The organism is Sphingomonas alpina (assembly GCF_014490665.1).
Taxonomy (GTDB): domain Bacteria; phylum Pseudomonadota; class Alphaproteobacteria; order Sphingomonadales; family Sphingomonadaceae; genus Sphingomonas; species Sphingomonas alpina.
The window spans coordinates 152,910-171,433 of record NZ_CP061038.1; the positions used below are offsets into that span (position 1 = coordinate 152,910).

16 protein-coding genes and 1 riboswitch are annotated in these 18,524 nt (G+C 64.3%); of the genes, 5 read left to right on the forward strand and 11 right to left on the reverse strand.

All coding sequences use genetic code 11. The features are described 5' to 3' along the window. Positions 1-15 precede the first annotated feature (15 nt). The 4 genes from H3Z74_RS00650 to H3Z74_RS00665 form a co-directional block, all read right to left on the reverse strand. Positions 16-2,940, reverse strand: a complete 2,925-nt coding sequence (locus tag H3Z74_RS00650) for a TonB-dependent receptor (RefSeq protein ID WP_229726800.1) — start codon at positions 2,938-2,940, stop codon at positions 16-18. Continuing rightward, the gene (locus tag H3Z74_RS00655) at positions 2,937-3,986 is read right to left on the reverse strand and encodes a LacI family DNA-binding transcriptional regulator (protein WP_187762114.1); all 1,050 of its coding nucleotides are present in this window, start codon (positions 3,984-3,986) and stop codon (positions 2,937-2,939) included. Before H3Z74_RS00655 ends, H3Z74_RS00650 begins: the two co-directional genes overlap by 4 nt. A 560-nt stretch (positions 3,987-4,546) precedes the next feature. Continuing rightward, positions 4,547-4,822, reverse strand: coding sequence for a TOBE domain-containing protein (locus tag H3Z74_RS00660; protein ID WP_187762115.1), 276 nt, complete (start codon positions 4,820-4,822; stop codon positions 4,547-4,549). Continuing rightward, a complete protein-coding gene (locus tag H3Z74_RS00665) occupies positions 4,800-5,657 on the reverse strand; it encodes an ABC transporter ATP-binding protein (RefSeq protein WP_187762116.1) in 858 nt (285 codons plus the stop codon). The genes H3Z74_RS00660 and H3Z74_RS00665 overlap by 23 nt, the downstream gene beginning before the upstream one ends. Before the next feature lie 156 nt (positions 5,658-5,813). Continuing rightward, positions 5,814-6,038: riboswitch (cobalamin riboswitch) on the forward strand. A gap of 151 nt (positions 6,039-6,189) precedes the next feature. Here H3Z74_RS00665 and metE point away from each other — a divergent pair. Then, positions 6,190-8,484, forward strand: a complete 2,295-nt coding sequence (metE, locus tag H3Z74_RS00670; protein ID WP_187762117.1) for a 5-methyltetrahydropteroyltriglutamate--homocysteine S-methyltransferase — start codon at positions 6,190-6,192, stop codon at positions 8,482-8,484. 54 nt (positions 8,485-8,538) lie between these two features. Here the strand turns inward: metE and H3Z74_RS00675 are convergent, their stop codons facing one another. Further along, positions 8,539-9,801 carry a L,D-transpeptidase scaffold domain-containing protein gene (locus tag H3Z74_RS00675; RefSeq protein WP_229726801.1) on the reverse strand — a complete coding sequence of 421 codons (1,263 nt, stop codon included), beginning with the start codon at positions 9,799-9,801 and terminating at the stop codon, positions 8,539-8,541. 74 nt (positions 9,802-9,875) lie between these two features. After that, positions 9,876-10,121, reverse strand: coding sequence for a hypothetical protein (locus tag H3Z74_RS00680; RefSeq protein WP_187762119.1), 246 nt, complete (start codon positions 10,119-10,121; stop codon positions 9,876-9,878). Positions 10,122-10,701: 580 nt separating this feature from the next. Between H3Z74_RS00680 and H3Z74_RS00685 the strand changes: the two genes are divergently transcribed. Both H3Z74_RS00685 and prfH read left to right on the forward strand, forming a co-directional pair. Beyond that, a complete protein-coding gene (locus H3Z74_RS00685) occupies positions 10,702-11,808 on the forward strand; it encodes an RNA ligase RtcB family protein (protein ID WP_187762120.1) in 1,107 nt (368 codons plus the stop codon). Then, a complete protein-coding gene (gene prfH / locus H3Z74_RS00690) occupies positions 11,805-12,428 on the forward strand; it encodes a peptide chain release factor H (RefSeq protein WP_187762121.1) in 624 nt (207 codons plus the stop codon). Before H3Z74_RS00685 ends, prfH begins: the two co-directional genes overlap by 4 nt. Positions 12,429-12,435: 7 nt before the next feature. Here the strand turns inward: prfH and H3Z74_RS00695 are convergent, their stop codons facing one another. Beyond that, positions 12,436-13,185: a class I SAM-dependent methyltransferase gene (locus H3Z74_RS00695; RefSeq protein WP_229726802.1), complete on the reverse strand. Its 750-nt coding sequence runs from the start codon at positions 13,183-13,185 to the stop codon at positions 12,436-12,438. 54 nt (positions 13,186-13,239) lie between these two features. Next, complete coding sequence (locus tag H3Z74_RS00700) at positions 13,240-13,773, reverse strand: lipocalin-like domain-containing protein (RefSeq protein ID WP_229726803.1); 534 nt, start codon at positions 13,771-13,773, stop codon at positions 13,240-13,242. A 93-nt stretch (positions 13,774-13,866) separates the two neighbouring features. On the opposite strand from H3Z74_RS00700, the gene H3Z74_RS00705 reads away from it, so the two are divergent. Continuing rightward, positions 13,867-14,766, forward strand: a complete 900-nt coding sequence (locus H3Z74_RS00705) for a LysR substrate-binding domain-containing protein (RefSeq protein WP_187762123.1) — start codon at positions 13,867-13,869, stop codon at positions 14,764-14,766. Between the two features lie 25 nt (positions 14,767-14,791). On the opposite strand, the gene H3Z74_RS00710 is transcribed toward H3Z74_RS00705, so the two are convergent. Further along, the gene (locus H3Z74_RS00710; RefSeq protein ID WP_187762124.1) at positions 14,792-15,196 is read right to left on the reverse strand and encodes a (R)-mandelonitrile lyase; all 405 of its coding nucleotides are present in this window, start codon (positions 15,194-15,196) and stop codon (positions 14,792-14,794) included. Positions 15,197-15,279: 83 nt separating this feature from the next. After that, complete coding sequence (locus H3Z74_RS00715) at positions 15,280-16,272, reverse strand: aldo/keto reductase (RefSeq protein ID WP_187762125.1); 993 nt, start codon at positions 16,270-16,272, stop codon at positions 15,280-15,282. Positions 16,273-16,426: 154 nt separating this feature from the next. Here H3Z74_RS00715 and H3Z74_RS00720 point away from each other — a divergent pair, with 154 nt between their 5' ends. After that, positions 16,427-17,320 carry a LysR family transcriptional regulator gene (locus H3Z74_RS00720; RefSeq protein ID WP_187762126.1) on the forward strand — a complete coding sequence of 298 codons (894 nt, stop codon included), beginning with the start codon at positions 16,427-16,429 and terminating at the stop codon, positions 17,318-17,320. Here H3Z74_RS00720 and H3Z74_RS00725 read toward each other — a convergent pair. After that, positions 17,317-18,510, reverse strand: coding sequence for a tetratricopeptide repeat protein (locus H3Z74_RS00725; RefSeq protein WP_187762127.1), 1,194 nt, complete (start codon positions 18,508-18,510; stop codon positions 17,317-17,319). The genes H3Z74_RS00720 and H3Z74_RS00725 overlap by 4 nt on opposite strands. Positions 18,511-18,524 lie beyond the last annotated feature (14 nt).

Below are 18,524 nucleotides of genomic sequence, written 5' to 3' on the forward strand. Positions count from 1 at the left end.
GGTAGGGGGAGGGGGTTAGAAGCGGTATCCGGCGCGGAACTGGATGCGCCGGGGCAGGGTGAGCAGGTTATTGCCGATATCGGGAGTCAATAGCGGATCCGTGGCGCTGAAGAAGCCATCGAAGTCTTTGAAATTCTTGTTGTTAAACGCATTAAGCAGGTCAACTGCAAAGCTGATTTCATGACTTCCAAAGAGCTTCTGTCGTTTTTCCAGAGACAGATTCACTTCGCAGAATGCGAATAGACCGCTGATGCAATTCTTGGTTGGATAAGCATAATATTGCCTCGATCCGCCGGGAGAACTGTTGGTGCCGTCCGTGACCTGATAGGCGTTGCCGCTACCGAATGTGCTCAACGTAGAGAACTGCAGTCCGAGCGGAAGGTCGACAATGCCCGAAACGACCAGCCGATGGCGCTCGTCGGACGTCTTGGGACGCCAGCCATAGGCATCCGGGACCACGGCATCGAGGCTGAACAGATCGTTACCGTTCTGCTCCGCCTTGGATAAGGTATAGGCGATATTCAGACCCCAGCCCGACGACTTCGTGTAATTCTTGTCGATCGTGACATAGAGCGCCTTGTAGCGCGTATCGAGGCCGTCGTAGCCGATCAGGACATTCGAATAGCCGAACGGTACGACCGGTGCGGTATTGCAGCAGCTGCCAAGGCCATTGTTGGTCCGGGTCGCGAATAGATGCGTATAGCCATTGCGACCCCGGATATAGGACCCCGTTACGGATGCTTGCCACTGGCCGAACTTCTGCCGAACGCCTAGGCTAGCCTGATCGTTGACCGGCGGTTTTGCGTCGTTCTTCACCGCGAACAATTCGGGCAGGCCCGATGTCGATGTATTGCGCAAGGCGATCAAGCCTTCTTTCGTAAGATAGCTGTTGTTCCACATCACCGTCGGCAAGCCATCGCGCGGCTGGCCATTGGCGGAGAAGCGGAACACGCCGACCGGGTTCACGCGACGGGCAAGCTCGTCGACGGTGTTGCTGAAATTGTTGCGATCATAATAGCGACCGACGCCGCCGAAGATGACGGTCGATTGATCACCCTTCAGATCATAGGAAAAGCCGAAGCGCGGGGCGATGGCGCCCTTGAACGGCGGGCGATCATGACCGTCGGTGATATAGTTTTCGGGATCAAAATAGAAGGTTTTCGGCAGGGCGCGGAGCGCCGCTGCAGCACCATCCGGCGTGACATAGTGGTTGGCGAACCCGTTCGTCTCATAATCCCATCGTATGCCCAGATTGAGCTGCAACTTGTCGGTGACGTCCCAGTCGTCCTGCAGATACAGGCCGATCTGAGTATTGGACGATTTGATCAGGGAGGTGCCGAGACCGAGCCGGGCCTCTGCCGGGAAGCTGAAGTTGAGGTTCTTCGCTGCATCGTTGAAAAAGGTGTAGCGGGGCTGGACAAAAGACTGATTGTCGAAGTCGATGTCGGTGACTTCAACGCGCGCACCGAATTTGAACGTGTGGCCGTCGATGCCCGAAAAGGTGAAGTCGTCGCGGATCGTATAGCCCTGCTGTAACTCGCGACGGGTCGAATCCTTGCCGCCGATGACCAGCACGCCGGCATATTCGCGGGACGGCAGGCCAGGGTTCAGGGAGATCGGGTTGAAATCGTAATTCACATAATTGGCATTGAATTCATTGATGAATTTATCGCCACTATAGGTCCATTTAAACAGATAGGTATCAACGGTGTTGAGCTTGTTCTCGGCTGCCTCATACGCCGTGATATTGCCAAAATTCTGGATGTCGGTTTCCTGCCGGCGACTGAACGAAACGTCGAACACTTGGCGTTCGTCGGGGGTCAATGTCAGCTTGCCGAAATAGAAATCACCGCGAAACGGGCTGACGAATGCCCCTTCAAAATCACTGATACGACGACCGGTACTCGCTTCGAATGCTCCCTGCAGTGCTGCGTTGCCGCCCGCCTTCACATTGAAGGCGCGATTCTGATCATTGCCTTCATAGGTCGCGAAAAAGAACAGCTTGTCCTTAATGATCGGGCCGCCCAGTGCGATGCCGTACTGCTTGCGCTTGAATGCCGGCTCGGGCTGATTGTTGCGCTTGCTGTTGTAATCCTTCTCCGCCAGTCCCTTGTCGGTGTACTGGCCGAATACCTCGCCGTGGAACTCATTGGTGCCCGATTTGGTAACTGCGGTGATGATCGCGGCGCCGGCTTGCTCATACTCGGCTTTGTAGTTTTGCGTCAGGACGCGGAATTCCTGCACTGCGAGCTGACCGAACGGATTGCCGCGGCTGTTCTGCTGGCCGGCAACGCCGCCCTCGCGCAGCTTGTTCTTCAACGACACGCCATCGATGAACACGTTGACCTGGCTTGCGGTCGAGGCGCCTGATGTGAAGCCCTTGTCGCTTTCGCCGTCATTGTAACGCACGCCCGGAGCGAGCGCGGCGAAGGACAGGAAGTTGCGGTCGGTCTGCGGCAGCGAGCGGATCTGCTGCTGGCTGACATTGGTCGCCACTTCGCTCGTCCTGCTCTCGATCAGCGATCCCGCCGTCACCACGATGTCGGAATCATCACCGGCGGGGGCGGTGCCGGTATCGGCAACCGCCGTACCCAGCGTCACGTTGAGGCTGGCGCTCTGGCCGATCCCAACACTGATACGCTGCTTTTTCTCGGTGCCATCGGCGCCGGTCACGGTCACGTCATAGGATGCCGGTCGCAGGCCGTTGAGCGAATAGCTGCCATTCGCGTCGGTCGTCGCGCGGAATGTCTGATTGGTGCCTGTATTGACTGCCGTCACCGTCGCGCCGCTGACCGGTGCGCCACCGGCGCCGGTGACCTGGCCGCGAACCGATGCCGTGGTCGTTTGCGCGACCGCCGGTGCAACCATAACCATCGCGCCACCAAGCACGGTCGTAGAGGCCAGCGCCGCGCGCAGCCCCACTTTCATGAACCCGTTCATACTACTCTCCCCTGCGTCCGATCGTGCGGACCCTTTGTTGACGTGACGGTGCCGGTGCGCGCGCTGGAGGCGCGCACGACGAGTTCCGGCATGAGAAATTCGGCCGTCGCTTCGGGCGGCTCATCCGCCTCTATCGTTGCGACCAGCCGCTCCAGGGCGCTTTCGCCAAGTTGTGCGATGTGCACCCGCATCGTGCTGAGCGCGGGCGTGACGTAGCGTGCGATCGGCACGTCATCGAAGCCGACCATGGCGATGTCGCCCGGAATCATTCGCCCGGCCTCGGTCAGGGCCGCCATGCAGCCGATCGCCATGATGTCGTTGGCGGAGAATATGCCGTCGACATCCCGGCCCGCCAGCGCAGTTCCGGCGGCGATCCCCGCCTCCTCGCTGAAATCGCCGGCCAGCACGATCGGGTCGTGATCGCCGAGCATGGTCGCCACCGCGTCGCGAAAACCGCGCGCGCGTTCATCGGCATCGGCATTGCCCTTGGGGCCCGAGAGATGCGCGATGCGCTTGCATCCCTGCTCGACCAGATGCGCGACGGCGGCATGTGCCCCGGCCTGGTTGTCGATCGCGATCGAGGCGTGGCGCGCGCCCTCGATCCGTCCGTTCAGCACCACTGCGGGCAATCCCTTGGGCAGATTATGTGCCAGAAAGTCGGCGTCGAGTTGCGGCGACATGACCAGCAGCCCGTCGACCCGGCCGCGCATCGCGCGCAACGCGGCGGCGGTCTCCTGCGCGCTGCCATGCATGTTGGACAGCAACAGCTGCAGTCCGCGGCGATGCGCCGCATAATCGATGCCACGGATGATCTCGGAAAAGAACTCGCCGAACAGATCGGGCAGGACCACGCCAATCGTGTTCGATCGCCGCGTCGACAGGCTGCGTGCGCCGAGATGCGGGACGTAATTGAGCGCGTCGGCCGCTTCCAGCACGCGCGTGCGGGTCGCCGGCGTGACGCTCGGATGGCCGTTGAGCGCGCGCGAGGCTGACGCGACGGATACGGCGGCGGTGCGTGCGACATCCCTGATGGTGGCCGTGGCCATTGCCCCTTCAATCCTTCTCCATGACGAATCGGGACTGGGCCGATCCGGGTGGCGGTTCACGTTCTGACGACGCGTGTAACCGGTTCCACGAGAGCCATGTAACCGGTTACATGGTGTCGTGCCAAGCGAATATTTCGATTCGGGCGGATCGATATCCTGCACGGGCGGTGTGGCGGATCGCGCCGATTCAACCGTGCTGTTGGTCATGCCAGCGTAGTGGCGGACGGAGCGCTTGTCGGCGCTGCCCCGCTCTTTGACATGACTGGATAATTTACGCGTCCTGCGCGACCGCTGTTCCGGCATGAACAGCGGTCGGCTCACCCCTGTTAATGCGCTTTCCCACCCCTGTTCCTGTGCGTTCCCACCCCTGTTATTGCTAACAGGGGTGCGAGCTCTCAACGCATTGGTAACAAACCGGAAATTGACACTCAAAGTCCAACTTAACAGGGGTGGCTTTTTTTATTCCGGAGAACAGCGGAAAATCGGATCTGGCGATGGCCGCGACTCCCCTCGCGCCGGCCACCCGATCGACTGGTTCGGCGCGGAGTGACAGGTCGGCGTCAGGCGGCGTCCCGCGCCGATGCGTTGCGCGGCCGGGCGAGCGCCGAGCCGTTCGCATCGAACAGATAGAGATGTTCGGGCGGCAGGGTGACGGTGATGACCGAGCCGGTCGCCGGCCGTTCGGCAAGCGCGCAGGTCAGCGGTTCTTCCAGTCCGGCGAGATCGAGATAGCCGAAATGAGCGCTGCCCAGCGATTCGACGAAGCGCACGATCGTGTCGACCTGGTTGATCTCGCCGTCGCGCATGAAATGTTCAGGCCGGATGCCAAGCGTCATTGCCGCCCCGGGCGCCAGGCGGCTCGCATTGATGTTGGTGCGGATCTCCGCGCCCCCAGCCAGCCGGACCAACCGCGCCGCTGGCCGTATTGGATATCAGGGTCGCGGGCAGCAGGTTCATCTTCGGTGACCCGATGAAACCGGCGACGAAGATCGTGTCGGGATGGGCATAGAGTTCGGCGGGCGTGCCGACCTGTTCGACCCGGCCGGCGGACAGCACGACGATGCGGTCGGCCAGCGTCATCGCCTCGACTTGGTCGTGCGTGACATAGATCATCGTCGTGCCGAGCGTCTTGTGCAGCCCGGCAAATTCGTAACGCATCCGCACACGCAGCGCCGCATCGAGATTGGACAGCGGCTCGTCGAACAGGAACACCTGCGGCTTGCGCACGATCGCGCGGCCGATCGCGACGCGCTGGCGCTGCCCGCCGGACAATTGCTTCGGCTTGCGGTCGAGCAGATGACCGATGTCGAGCGTCGCTGCTGCCGCCTCGACCGCCGCGTCGATCTCCGCCCGGGGCAGGCGCTGCAGCTTCAGCCCGAAGGCCAGATTCTCGCGCACGCTCATATGCGGATAAAGCGCATAGGATTGGAACACCATGGCAATGCCGCGATCGGCTGGCGCGATGTCGTTGACCGTCCGGCCACCGATCGACACCTCGCCGCGCGTCAGTTCCTCAAGGCCTGCAATGACCCGCAACAGGGTCGATTTGCCGCAGCCCGACGGGCCGACGAACACGATGAACTCGCCGTCCGCGATTTCCAGATTCACGTCGCGCAGCACCTCGGTCGTCCCGAAGGATTTCGAGGCTTGCATCAGCCGTACGTCCGCCATCAACCTCTCCCGCCGACGCTGATCGCCGGTCGCAGGGGCTTCAAGTAACCGGTTACAATGCGATGCGCCATACCACGCCGGTGGTAACGATTGGCGAACTGGTATAACAATATAAAGATATCTTTATATCTTACTTGACGCCGCAGTCATTCGCTGGGATGCTGCGGCGTCGAGGTTCTTCGCGGACATGTCGTTCGTGGAGCTAAGACGGGAAGCCGGTGCGGCCGTGGAGCGATCCAGGGACAATGCCGGCGCTGCCCCCGCAACTGTAAGCGGCGAGCGGCGGCCATCAAGTGTCACTGGCGGCGTCAAGCCACCGGGAAGGCCAGGCCGACGTGATGACCCGCGAGCCAGGAGACCTGCCTCGCCCGGCGCTTCCTCCCCGATACGGGGAGGGGGGCTTGATAACGTCCACCGGCGGGGTGTCCGGGCTGGTCGCTTGCATGTCGTGGCCAGGCCCCGGTTCGGGTGGTCCGGGCGCATGTGCCTGTGTCCGTGCCTGGCGCTTCGCCCTTCATCGGGTATGAAGATCATGACCGTCACGATTGCCACATTGGGTTTCCCGCGCATTGGCCCGCGCCGCGAACTGAAATTCGCGCTTGAACGCTTTTGGTCCGGCAAGTCGAGCGAAGCCGAACTGCTCGATTCCGCTGCCGGCCTGCGCACCGCGGCCTGGGCACGGCAGCGTTCGCTCGGCACCGACTGGCTGCCGTCCAACGATTTCTCGCTCTACGATCATGTGCTCGACACCAGCGTCATGCTCGGGGCGATCCCGGAACGCTATGCCGCCGCCGAAGGCACCGCTGACCTGGCGACCTATTTCGCCATGGCGCGTGGGTCGACCGGCGACGATGCGGGTTGCAGCCATGCCCATGGAGCGGGCGAGACCGCGCAGGAAATGACCAAATGGTTCGACACCAATTATCACTATATGGTGCCCGAGCTGGTTGCGGGACAGCGCCTCTCGCTCACGACGGCCAAGGCGGTCGACGATTATCGCGAAGCCAGGGCGCAGGGGTTCGAGACGCGCCCGGTGCTGCTCGGCCCGGTCACCTGGCTGTCGCTGGCCAAGACGCGTGACGTCGACGCGTTCGACTTTCTCGACCAGGTCGTCGGCCTGTACAGCGCCGTGCTCAGCCAGCTCGCCGCGGCCGGCGCTGAATGGGTGCAGATCGATGAGCCCTGTCTGGTGCTCGACCTCAGCGATCGTCAGCGCGACGCGCTGACTCGCGCCTATGACCGACTGTCGCGCTGCGGCGTGAAGCTGATGCTGACAACCTATTTCGGCGGCCTGGAGGATAATCTGTCCTTCGCCACGTCGCTGCCGGTCGCCGGCCTGCATGTCGATTTGGTGCGTGCACCGGAACAGCTCGGTGCCGTGCTCGCCGCGGCGCCGGAAAGCCTGTTGCTCTCGCTCGGGGTGATCGACGGGCGCAACATCTGGCGCGCCGACCTGACGGCATTGCTCGACCGGCTTGAGCCGATCGCTGCAACCCGCGACCTGATCCTCGCGCCGTCCTGCTCGCTGCTCCACACGCCGATCGACCTGGCGCTGGAAACCGGCATCGATGCGGAAATCGCGCAGTGGCTGGCCTTTGCGGTGCAGAAGATCGAGGAACTCAGCGTTCTGAAGGGTGCGCTCAACCAGGGGCGCGACAGCGTCGCAGCACCGCTCGCTGCATCGGCACAGGCCGCGGCCAATCGCCGCACCTCGCCGCGTATCCATGACGCGGCGGTCGCGGCACGGATCGCGGCGGTGACGCCGGACATGCAGCAGCGCCGCTCGGGCCATGCCATCCGCCAGGCCGAGCAGCAGGCCGCGCTTGGTCTGCCGTTGTTCCCGACCACGACGATCGGTTCCTTCCCGCAGACTCCCGAAGTGCGTCAGGCGCGTTCGCAGCACGGCAAGGGCCTGATCGACGATGCGGCCTATGAAGGTTTCCTGCGTGAGGAAACCGAACGCGCGATCCGCTGGCAGGAAGAAGTCGGCCTCGACATGCTCGTGCACGGTGAGTTCGAGCGTAACGACATGGTGCAGTATTTCGGTGAGCAACTGGCCGGCTTCGTCTTCACGCGCCAGGGTTGGGTGCAGAGCTATGGCTCGCGCTGCGTGCGGCCGCCGATCCTGTTCGGTGACGTGTCGCGGCCAAAGGCGATGACGGTCGAATGGTGGCGCTACGCGCAGGATCTCACCGTGCGGCCGATGAAGGGCATGCTGACCGGCCCGGTCACCATCCTCAACTGGTCGTTCGTGCGTGACGATCAGCCGCGCAGCGCCAGCTGCCGGCAGATCGCGCTGGCGATCCGCGACGAAGTGACCGATCTCGAAGCGGCCGGCGCCAAGGCGATCCAGATCGACGAAGCGGCGCTGCGCGAAGGGCTGCCGCTGCGCCGCAAGGACTGGCAGGCCTATCTCGACTGGGCGGTCGAATGCTTCCGCCTCTCCGCTGCCGGGGTGGCCGATGCAACGCAGATCCACACCCATATGTGCTATTCGGAATTCAACGATATCCTGCCGTCGATCGGCGCGATGGATACCGATGTGATCTCGATCGAAACCGCACGGTCGCAGATGGAGCTGCTCGCAGGCTTCGCCAGCTACCGCTATCCGAGCGGGATCGGGCCGGGCGTGTACGACATCCACGCGCCGCGCGTTCCCGGCGTCGTGGAAATGGTCGATCTCATGAAGCTCGCCCGCACGCATCTCGATGCGAGCCAATTGTGGGTCAATCCCGATTGCGGGCTGAAGACCCGCAAATGGGCGGAAGTGCGTCCCGCGATCGAAGCGATGGTCGCAGCCGCGCGGGAATTGCGCGCAGCCGCCTGATGGTTTGTCCCCGGACGGCGTTGGGGCCGTCCGGGGGCATCCTCACCGGTGCTTTCACTTGTCCCGGCCGTACACATCCTTGCGGAACGCGACGCCCGCATCGGTGGCGGTCGCGGTGATATAGGTCAGATAGACCGGTACTTGCGCTGGTAGTGGTACTGCCTGTTCCGGTTTGCCCGAACCGGCGCCGATCGGCCTGGCGAGCAACCAGTGGCCGAGCTCGGCGGCATTCTCCAAGCGAATGCAGCCATTGCTGAAATGGCGATCATCCTTCTGCAGCAAATTGCGATTGGGCGTGTCGTGCAGGTAAATGCCTTCCTTGTTGGGGAAGATGAATTTCACTCTGCCCATCGAATTGCCCGCACCCGGCAATTCGCGCAGCCGCAAGACCTGCTTGCCCGATGCGACTGCTGGCCAGTCGATCGATGCCGGATCGAGCTTGTGCGCTGACGGGCTCCAATCCGACAGCGCCTCCATTCGCAGCGACGCGAGCGACTTGCCGCCGAGTATCTTCGGCGCGACGCTCTTTTCGGCGAGATAATCGGGCACGTTCCAATAGGGATTGAGGATCGCCCATTGCAGCGTGCCCGCAAGCATCGGCGTCTGGGTTTCCTGCGCGCCGACCACGACGCGCATCGTGCCGACCTGCTCGCCCGCCTCGTAATACCACAGCCGGCCCGACGATGCGTCGACCACGATGTGGCGGGTCCAGGGGCCGGGGAGGAGCCGGGCGCGGTCGAGATTGAGCTGCAGCCGCTCGACCGTCTCTCGCGACGCACCCGTTTTCTCGGCCCGTGCCATCAGGTCGCGCAGCCGGACATAGAGCGGGCTCATCCAGCCCATATCGGCAACATAGTCGCTGAAGGATCTGGGAAAGGCGGCGGCGCGCAGAACGCGATCGGTCGGGAGCTTTTTCGGCTTCAGTCTGCGATCGGCATAGATCATTCGCACGCCGCCCCGCCGCTGGTCCTGGACGTAGCGCGCAAAGGCGTTGGAGAGCTGGAGTTCCGCACGGGCGACCGCGCGGGGATCGCCGCCGCGCGCCGCACCGATGGCATCGCTGAGCTTGTCGGGGCCGTAAGAAGAAGGCCTCAGTCCATCCAGCTCGGCGGATCTGAGGAAGCGGATCAGCGTATCGGCCTGCCGCCCGATCTTGCCGCCCGGCGCCCAAAGCGGGCGGAAGCCGCGATCGGCATAAAAGCGTTTGAGCGAACCACCCGCTTCTTCGCGAATGGCGAGCGCGACAGGGCCGGTCGGACCAGTCGTGGCGCGCGCCGGCGCAGCCGCGACCGGGCCGGCGGCGATGGTTGCGATCATCAGACAGACGGGCATCAAGCAGACGGACAGGCAGAGGGGAATGCGGCACGGCCGCATTCCCCGAAGTGAAGCGATCAGCCTCTTTCCCCTCGACGCGTCGGCGCGGGCGGCGGCGGCAGCTGCGGCACGGCGTTGGGGTGGTAGATGCCGTCGGCCGTGTAATAGCCGTCGATGATGCCGTCGCCGTCGCGATCGGCGGCGGTGCTGCCGGCCACCGCGCCCGGTGGGGGCGGTGGAAGCGCTGCGACTTCCTCTTTCTTGGCGCAGCCGGCGAGCGTGATGGCGCCGAGGCCCGCCAGCATGATGGATTGGAAACGCATATGGTTCATCCCTTTAAACGCGTGCCGGAAAGCTCCTGCACGCGGGTCCGCCCACCCCGGCAGGCCGAGACAGAGCCCGCGGCGATGCGCAGGTCATCCGTTCAGCGATAAATTGTGCGACCTGCGCGATGACTGCCAAGGCCCTGCGGCGAGGGTGATGTGAAGCGCCCCGTGCATGAGACGGGTTGAAAAAGATCATGGACCGGCGTACTGGCCGCGCCTGTCGTCAATTGTTCCAGCAAACGGAAAGGAGTGAGTCATGCGAACCGCCAACGCAACAAGCACCGCCACTTCATATTTCCGTATTCAGGAACAATCCGCATGGGCACTCTCCACGCGGGCGATCCATTTCGCCTAGACGATTTCCGCAGCCGGTCGGCTGCGTCCAACTTTCTTCTCTCTGTTCGCAACGCGCCATCTTTCCGGTGCGCGCATCACCATGCCGTTTTCCTCGTTTGCGGGGAGGTTCGTCATGCGCGCTGATATGTTCAAGATCATCGTCGAGCGTCCTCGTTCTGGCGCGACCGGGCGAGATGGCTCCGCGGACCAAGAACGAACTGCGCTGGAACGGGCTGCCACGATGGCTGAGGCCACCATCCGCATCATCGCTTCGCCCGAAAGCTGGATCGAACAGGCCGCGGTCGACCAGCTCCACCAGACCGCGCGCCTGCCGGGCATCGACAAGATTGTCGGCCTGCCCGATCTCCATGCGGGCCGCGGTATCGCGGTCGGCGCGGCATTCTGGTCGCGCACCCATGTCTATCCGCACCTCGTGGGCAGCGATATCGGCTGCGGCATGGCGTTGTGGCGCGGGTCGATGCCACTGCGCAAATTCCGCCTCGACGCGGCGGAGCGCAAGCTGCGCGGGCTGGAGGATCCCTGGTCGGGCGATCATGCCGCGCGTCTCGCCGATGCCGGCCTGCCGCCGATGCTGATGGGCGAAGCGCTTGGCAGCATCGGCGGCGGCAATCACTTCGCCGAGATATTGCGCATTGACGATGTGAAGGATGAAGCCCTGTTTGCATCGCTCGGCCTCGACGCCGGGTTCATCTATCTAATGGTACATAGCGGCTCGCGCGGCCTTGGCCATGCGATCCTCGAACGCCATCTTGCGCGCCATAATACTGGCGCTCTGATCGCGGATAAGCCCGACTGCGGGGCCTATCTGGCAGAGCATGATGACGCAGTGCGCTGGGCGATCCTCAATCGCGCCATCATCGCCGATCGCTTCTTCGATCGCCTCGGCATGAGCGGAGAGCGGATGCTCGACATCTGTCACAACAGTGTCACCGCGCATCGCTGCGGCTGGCTGCACCGCAAAGGTGCAGCGCCGGCCGACAAGGGGCTGGTCGTGGTGCCGGGTTCGCGCGGCGAGATGACCTATATCGTCCGCCCCCGGCCCGATCATGCGGACGCCTCGCTGCAGTCGCTTGCGCATGGCGCGGGGCGTAAATGGAGCCGCAGCGAAGCGCGCGACAAGCTTGCCCGTCGCTTCTCTATCGCCGATCTCGAACGCACCAAACTCGGCAGCCGCGTGATCTGCGAGGATCGCGACCTGATCTACGAGGAAGCGCCCCAGGCTTATAAGGATATCCATCAGGTCATTCGCGACCTGCATCAGGCCGGGCTGATCGACCTGGTCGCGACCATGCGCCCGCTGATCACCTACAAGACGAGGCGCGCATGACCGAGATCATCCTGCATCTTTCGGCTGGGCAGGGGCCCTGCGAATGCGAGTGGGTCGTCGCCGAACTGGCCCGTGTCCTGTGCCGTGAAGGTGAAGCGGAGGGGCTGGATTGCGAACCGGTGGAGCCGCTTTCCGGCACTGCGCCATCGGTCTTGCTGCGCGTAGTGGGTGAGGGGGCGGAACGCTTCGCCGCCGCACGCATCGGCACGATCCGCTGGATCGGCGCCAGCCCGTTCCGCCCGTTGCACAAGCGCCGCAACTGGTTCGTCGGCGTAGCCCCCGCGCCGCGCGCCGACGATATCCCCGATTTTCGCGAGGAGGATATCCGCTACCAGACGTTGCGCGCTTCCGGCCCTGGCGGGCAGCATGTCAACAAGACCGACAGCGCGGTCCGCGCGACGCATCTGCCCACGGGTATCGCCACTCTCTCGCAGGACCAGCGCTCGCAATTCGCCAACAAGAAGATCGCACGGCTGAAGCTCGTCATGCTGTTCGATGAGCAGCGCCGCGCGGGTGATGCGGGCGGCAAGCGCGCGCTCTGGGGGCAGAATCGCGACCTTGAACGCGGCAATGCAGTGCGCAGCTATGAGGGGGCGGGGTTCCGGCTGCGGCGCGCGTGAGTCTCCATCACCGCGGCTTGCGGAAGCGCAGGATGAACTGATCGGTCCTTCCGCGGATCGAGGGGTCGTAGACATTGGCGCTGCGCGGATCGGCGGGGTTGCGCAGCTCCTGCGACTCGCCGTCGAGTATGAAACCGGCCGCAAGCACTTCCTGCTTCACCAGCGCTTCATCGATGCGGTGGAGCTTCGCCATGCCGTCCGCATCGAGTCCCGCCACGCCGGCATGGTCGAGAACTACATAAAGCCCGCCGGGCTTGAGCGCCATGAACGCGGCCTTGTTGAGAGCCGCGACGCCCGTCGCGCCGGTCCAGTTATGGACGTCATGATAATTTTGCGACGTCCAGACCAGGTCCACCGGTACCGGGGCATTCAGCGTTTCGTCACCGGAGACGATTTCGCTGACATTGCTGAATCCGCTTTCGGTGGAAACAGCTGGCGGCAAAGGGCGTCCCTTCAGCCGGTCGATGTAGAATTGCGGCGTCGCCGCATAGACCTTGCCCCGGTTGCCCACCGCCGCACTGAACACCCGGGTGAAATAGCCTTTGCCCGGCAGATAATCGATCACGACCTGGCCGGGTTTGATCTTCGCAAAGGCCACCATCTCATAGGGTTTGCGATCGGGAGCCGCCGGGCCGCTATCGGCTGGCGCGGGCATATGGGGTGGCATGGCATGGGCTCCGACCGGTCCGCCGGATAAAATCGATAAAGCGCTGGCCATGCAGAACATGCCGAGCGTCGCGCTGCGGATCAGAGTCATCGGGTCATCCTCTCGGGGAGTACGGAAGGGCAAAGGTGGAGGAGTCGGCGCGGCTCAGGCAATTCGCCGCCAGATCGAGATGGGCACATCGCCATTGGGACGCGCCTCGACGGTATAGCGGAGCTCGCCCCGCTTCAGCTCATAATGGCGTTGCTGCTTCGCGCCGTTCCAGTTGGAATAGCTGGCCTCCTCGATCGCGAAGGTCAGCGTCTTCGCCGCCGCATCGACGGCGATGGTGCCGAAATGCGTGCTCATCCCCAGCACCGTCTCGCGATATTCCTCGGGTGTGCCCTTGGCCTTGTCGCCCGAGGCGAATTTCGGCCGCTCGCTCTTGTAGATCAGCAGCGCATAGCGCCCCCGGGCGTCGATCATCAGGCTACCCCTGGGCGCCTCGCCATAGTCGCGGCCAATGCTTCCATCGGGATGCCGGACATCGGCGGCGACCAGCGTCCAGCTGCCAACCAGCTCGCGTGGCGGCATGGTCTCGCGCGCGTCTGCAGGCTGACCAAAGGCGAACAAGCAGGAGGTCGCGAGCACGGCAGCAGCGGCGACTTCGATCGTACGGGGTGGTGGCATGAGCTTGAGCATGGGATCCTCGCTGGTTTGGCCTTCGCTCTAACGCCAAGCATCACTTCCAAAAATTCGATAGTTTTGATATTATACTTTCGATAATATGAAGTGATGCAATCGCCCAATCTCGACATGGATGTGCTGCGCACCTTGGTGCTGGCGGAGCAGCTTGGCGGCTTCGTCCATGCCGCCGGCCGGATCGGCCGCTCGCAATCGGCGGTCAGCCAGCAGATCCGCAAGATCGAGGAGCAGGTCGGCCAGACGCTGTTCCGTAAACAGGGGCGCGGTCTGGTGGCCACTGCCGCAGGTGAGACCTTGTTGGTCTATGCCCGGCGCATCCTGGAGCTCAACGATGAAGCGCTGGTCGCGATCAACGGACTGGCGGCAGGCGGCACCGTGCGGCTCGGCCTGCCCGGCGATTTCGCCGATACCTGGCTTCCGGCGGTGCTCGGCCGGTTCAACCGCGCCCTGCCGACAGTTCGGCTGGAGGCGGTCGTCGATCGCAACCGGGTACTGATCGACCGGCTCGATCGTGGCGAACTCGATCTCGTGCTGGCGATCAACCAGGCACACCGGCCTGATGCGATGGTGATGGAACGGCTGCCGGCAATCTGGATCGGCCCTGAGCCAGGGCGATTGGCATGGAATGCCGGTGATCCGTTGCCGCTGGTGTTGTCCGACCCGCCCTGCTTCTTTCGCCAGCGCGCGTTGGCGGTACTGGAAGAGGCGGGCATCCCATGGCGCGTGGTCCTGACCAGCCCCGGCGTGCAGGGCATCTGGGCGGCGGTCGAGGCCGGGCTGGGCGTGACCTTGCGGATCGCAATCGGGCTTCCCCCTGCATTGCGCCGGCTCGGGGCGGCGGACGGAGTGCCGAATCCGACGGGCGAGCCATTCGCGCTTTCGCTGCACGATGGTGGGCGGGCGCTACCGCCAAGCGCGCGGCAGCTCTACGATTTCATCGGCGAAGCCGTGGTCGCCAGGATGAGCGCCGGGATCAGCGGACCGGGTTGACGCCTTGGTCGCATGCACCGGCCAGTCAGTTGGCCGGTGCGCCATAGTGCGCGTCATCGACCGGCTCCAGCCAGTCGACCGCTCGACCGCCCTGAGCTTCCGCAATCGCGATATGAGTCATCGCAGTGGCGGCGGTCGCACCGTGCCAGTGTTTCTCGCCCGGCGGAATCCACACGATGTCGCCCGGGCGGATTTCTTCCCTTGGCCCGCCCTCGCGCTGCACCCATCCGAGTCCCGCGGTAACGATCAGCGTCTGGCCGAGCGGATGAGTGTGCCAGGCGGTGCGTGCGCCGGGTTCGAAAGTGACGGTCGCACCGCCGACCCGTGCCGGCGCTTCACGCTGGAACGGCGCGTCGATCCGTACGGTGCCGGTGAAATAGTCTGCCGGACCTTTGACCGATTCCTTCGACCCGTTGCGTTGAATGTCCATGGTCTTGCTCCGAAAGTTAAGCGGCAGGATCGGCAGGACGATAACGAGCCGCGTTGCCGCTTTCTCCCCTTATCGGCAACTGTCTACAGGTTGGTCATGGTTTCGAGCCGGTCGGGATAGCGTTCGCCCTCGGCAGTGATGGCGTCGGCCGCCTGTGCGATACGGCGCAGATCATCGCCATCGAGGGTGAGCGCTGCGGCGGCGATATTCTCGTCCAGCCGGTGCAACTTGGTCGTGCCCGGGATCGGCACGATCCATGGCTTCTGCGCCAGCAGCCACGCGAGTGCGACCTGCGCCGGCGTCGCTTGCTTCACACCGGCGACCTCGCTCAGCAGGTCTACGAACGCCTGGTTGGCGGCACGCGCCTCAGGCGTGAAGCGCGGCAGGTTGTTGCGGAAATCGCCGCTACCGAACTGAGTGGTGGCATCCATCGCCCCGGTCAGGAATCCCCGACCGAGCGGGCTGTACGGGACCAGACCGATGCCCAGTTCCTCCAGCGTCGGGATGACCTCGGCCTCGAGCCGTCGCCACCAAAGCGAATATTCGCTCTGCAATGCCGCGACCGGCTGCACCGCATGCGCACGTCGGATCGTCTGCACGCTCGCTTCGGACAGGCCGAAATGCTTCACCTTGCCCTCGCGGATCAGGTCGCCGACCGTGCCCGCGACCTCCTCGATCGGCACGTCGGGATCGACACGGTGCTGATAGAACAGGTCGATCACATCGGTCTTCAGCCGCTTGAGCGAGGCGTCCGCCACGGCGCGGATATTGTCCGGACGGCTGTTGACGCCCGGCGCAGTGCGCGGGTCGGTGCCTGGCTGGAAGCCGAACTTGGTCGCGATCACCACCCGGTCGCGCACCGGCGCCAGGGCCTCGCCGAGCAACTCTTCATTGATGAACGGGCCATAGATTTCGGCCGTATCGAAAAAAGTGACGCCGCGCTCGACTGCGGCACGCAGCAGCCCGACCATCTCGGGCACGTCGTGCGCCGGTCCATAGGTTGCGCTCATGCCCATGCAGCCAAGGCCGATCGCCGAAACCTCCAGGCCGCTGCTACCGAGTTTACGCTGTTGCATATCCTGTACTCCTGCTGCCGGTGGCGGCGCATGCCGTCACGCTCGCACCTTATTTAGGATATGCAGGCTCATGATATTAGGCGGCCAATTCAGCATGAAGCTATGATCTACATTCATGAATGATATATAGCGGGAATGACGATGGAGAGCCCGCATGCGGCGTGAGGATCTGGGCGACTTGGTCGCCTTTCTGGCCGTTGCCGACGAGCGCAGCTTCACCCGCGCCGCGGCGAAGCTCGGCGTGTCGCAATCGGCGCTGAGCCACACGCTGCGCCGCCTCGAAGCGCGGCTCGGCTTCCGCCTGCTCACCCGCACCACGCGCAGCGTCGCGCCGACCGAGGGCGGCGAGCGGCTGATCGAGACGCTGCGCCCGGCGATCGACGATATCGATGCGAAACTGGCGGCGCTGGGCCAGCTGCGCGACAAGCCGGCGGGCACCCTCCGCATCACCGCGGCGGAGCATGCCGCCCGGTCGATCCTGTGGCCGGCGATCGAGCGGCTGCTGCCCGGTTATCCCGATCTGACGATCGAGATCCATGTCGACGCCAGTCTGGCCGATATCGTGAGCGACCGGTTCGATGCCGGCGTGCGGCTCGGCGAACGGCTCGACAAGGATATGATCGCGGTGCCGATCGGGCCGGAGCTGCGTATGGCGGCGGTCGCTGCGCCGGCCTATCTCGCCCGCCATCCAGCCCCGCGCACGCCACAGGACCTGTCCCACCATCGCTGCATCAACCTGCGCATGCAATCGGCCGGCGGGCTTTATGCCTGGGAACTGGAGCGCGATGGACGCGAGGTGCGCGTGCGGGTCGAGGGCCAACTGATCTTCAACAGCTCGATGATGATACAGGCGGCGGCGATCGCCGGCTTCGGCATCGCTTTCGTACCCGAGGATCAGGTCGTCGCACCGCTCGCGGCCGGCACATTGGTGCGCGTGCTGGAAGAATGGTGCGAGCCGTTTCCGGGCTATTATCTTTACTACCCCAGCCGGCGTCAGATGTCGCCGGGCCTCGCATTGCTGGTCGAAGCGCTGCGCTATCGCGGCTAGGGGACGATCACCGCCTCGTATCGTGAGTCCAGATCGATCGCGCGCTCTTCATCCGCCGCGGCGCGTTTTTCATCGCCCTCCTGCCGACGCATCAGGCTGCGTTGATAATAATTGCGCGCCGCGTTCGGGGCGTATCGCACTGCCTGGTCGAGATCGGCAATTGCGCGCGCGGCGTCTCCGTTGCGGGCACGGGCCAGCCCGCGATTGAGATAGGCGAAGGAGAGTTTCGGCGACACCTCGATCGCCCGGTCGAATGCCGCTATCGCGCCGTCCACATCGTCCTGCCAGGCGCGCGACAGTCCGTCGGCAAGATAAGCGGCGGCACGCCCGGCGGGACCCGGCTTGCCGGCATCGACCAGTTTCCGGCAGGCGGCGAGATCGCGCCCCGGATCGCTCACCGTGCAGGCATTCCAGTCGCCACGCTTCGCCCGGCTGCGTGCCACCCGCCGGGCCGATGCGCTGACCTTCGCCCCCGTCACCACGATGTCGCTGCCGGATGTGTCGGCCTCGGCAATCCTTGCAGGCGGCGGCGGAGGCGCGGGCGGTGCCGCAGTCGCGACGCGGGCTGCGTTTTCCGGTGCGGCGGGCGGGCGCCGAAATTCCTGCTTCGCCTGGATTTGCGGCGACGCGCTATAGCCTTGCGCCGCTTGCGCTTCGGGCGGGCGCGGTAACGCCGTAATCGCCTTGGCATCGGCATTGCTTTCGGATGCTACCCGGGCGCTACAATTGTCGGTTCCGCACGGCGCATCGGCCGGGACGGCAGGAGCGACCACAGGTGGGGGCGGGATCGCTGCTTCTCGCTGGGGAGGGAGGAGGGGCGGCGGCACGGTCGCTGCTATCGGCGGTACCGGCTCGACCGATGGCCCGGTGACCGGGCCGGGGTTTGCCGGGCTCTGGACCCCGTTTGCCGGCGCGCGATTGGTAACAGGGAGTCGGGGATCACCCGACATCAGGATCGGCAGGCCGATCGCCGCGACCAGCACGATAGTGACCAAAGCGCCGATCTTCGGACGGTTGATCCGCATTTGCCATGGCGCGGGTGTCGCCGAGCTTTGCCGGCCGGCCGGACGCGGCGCCTCGCCTGCCGCATCGAAACGCCGCATCGCTTCGGCGATCGCGGCATCGCGCCGCGCCGGCCGGGGCGGCGGCGGTTGGGGGAGCGATGCGGCGATGTCGTCATCGCTGTTCATTCACGGCCCTCATC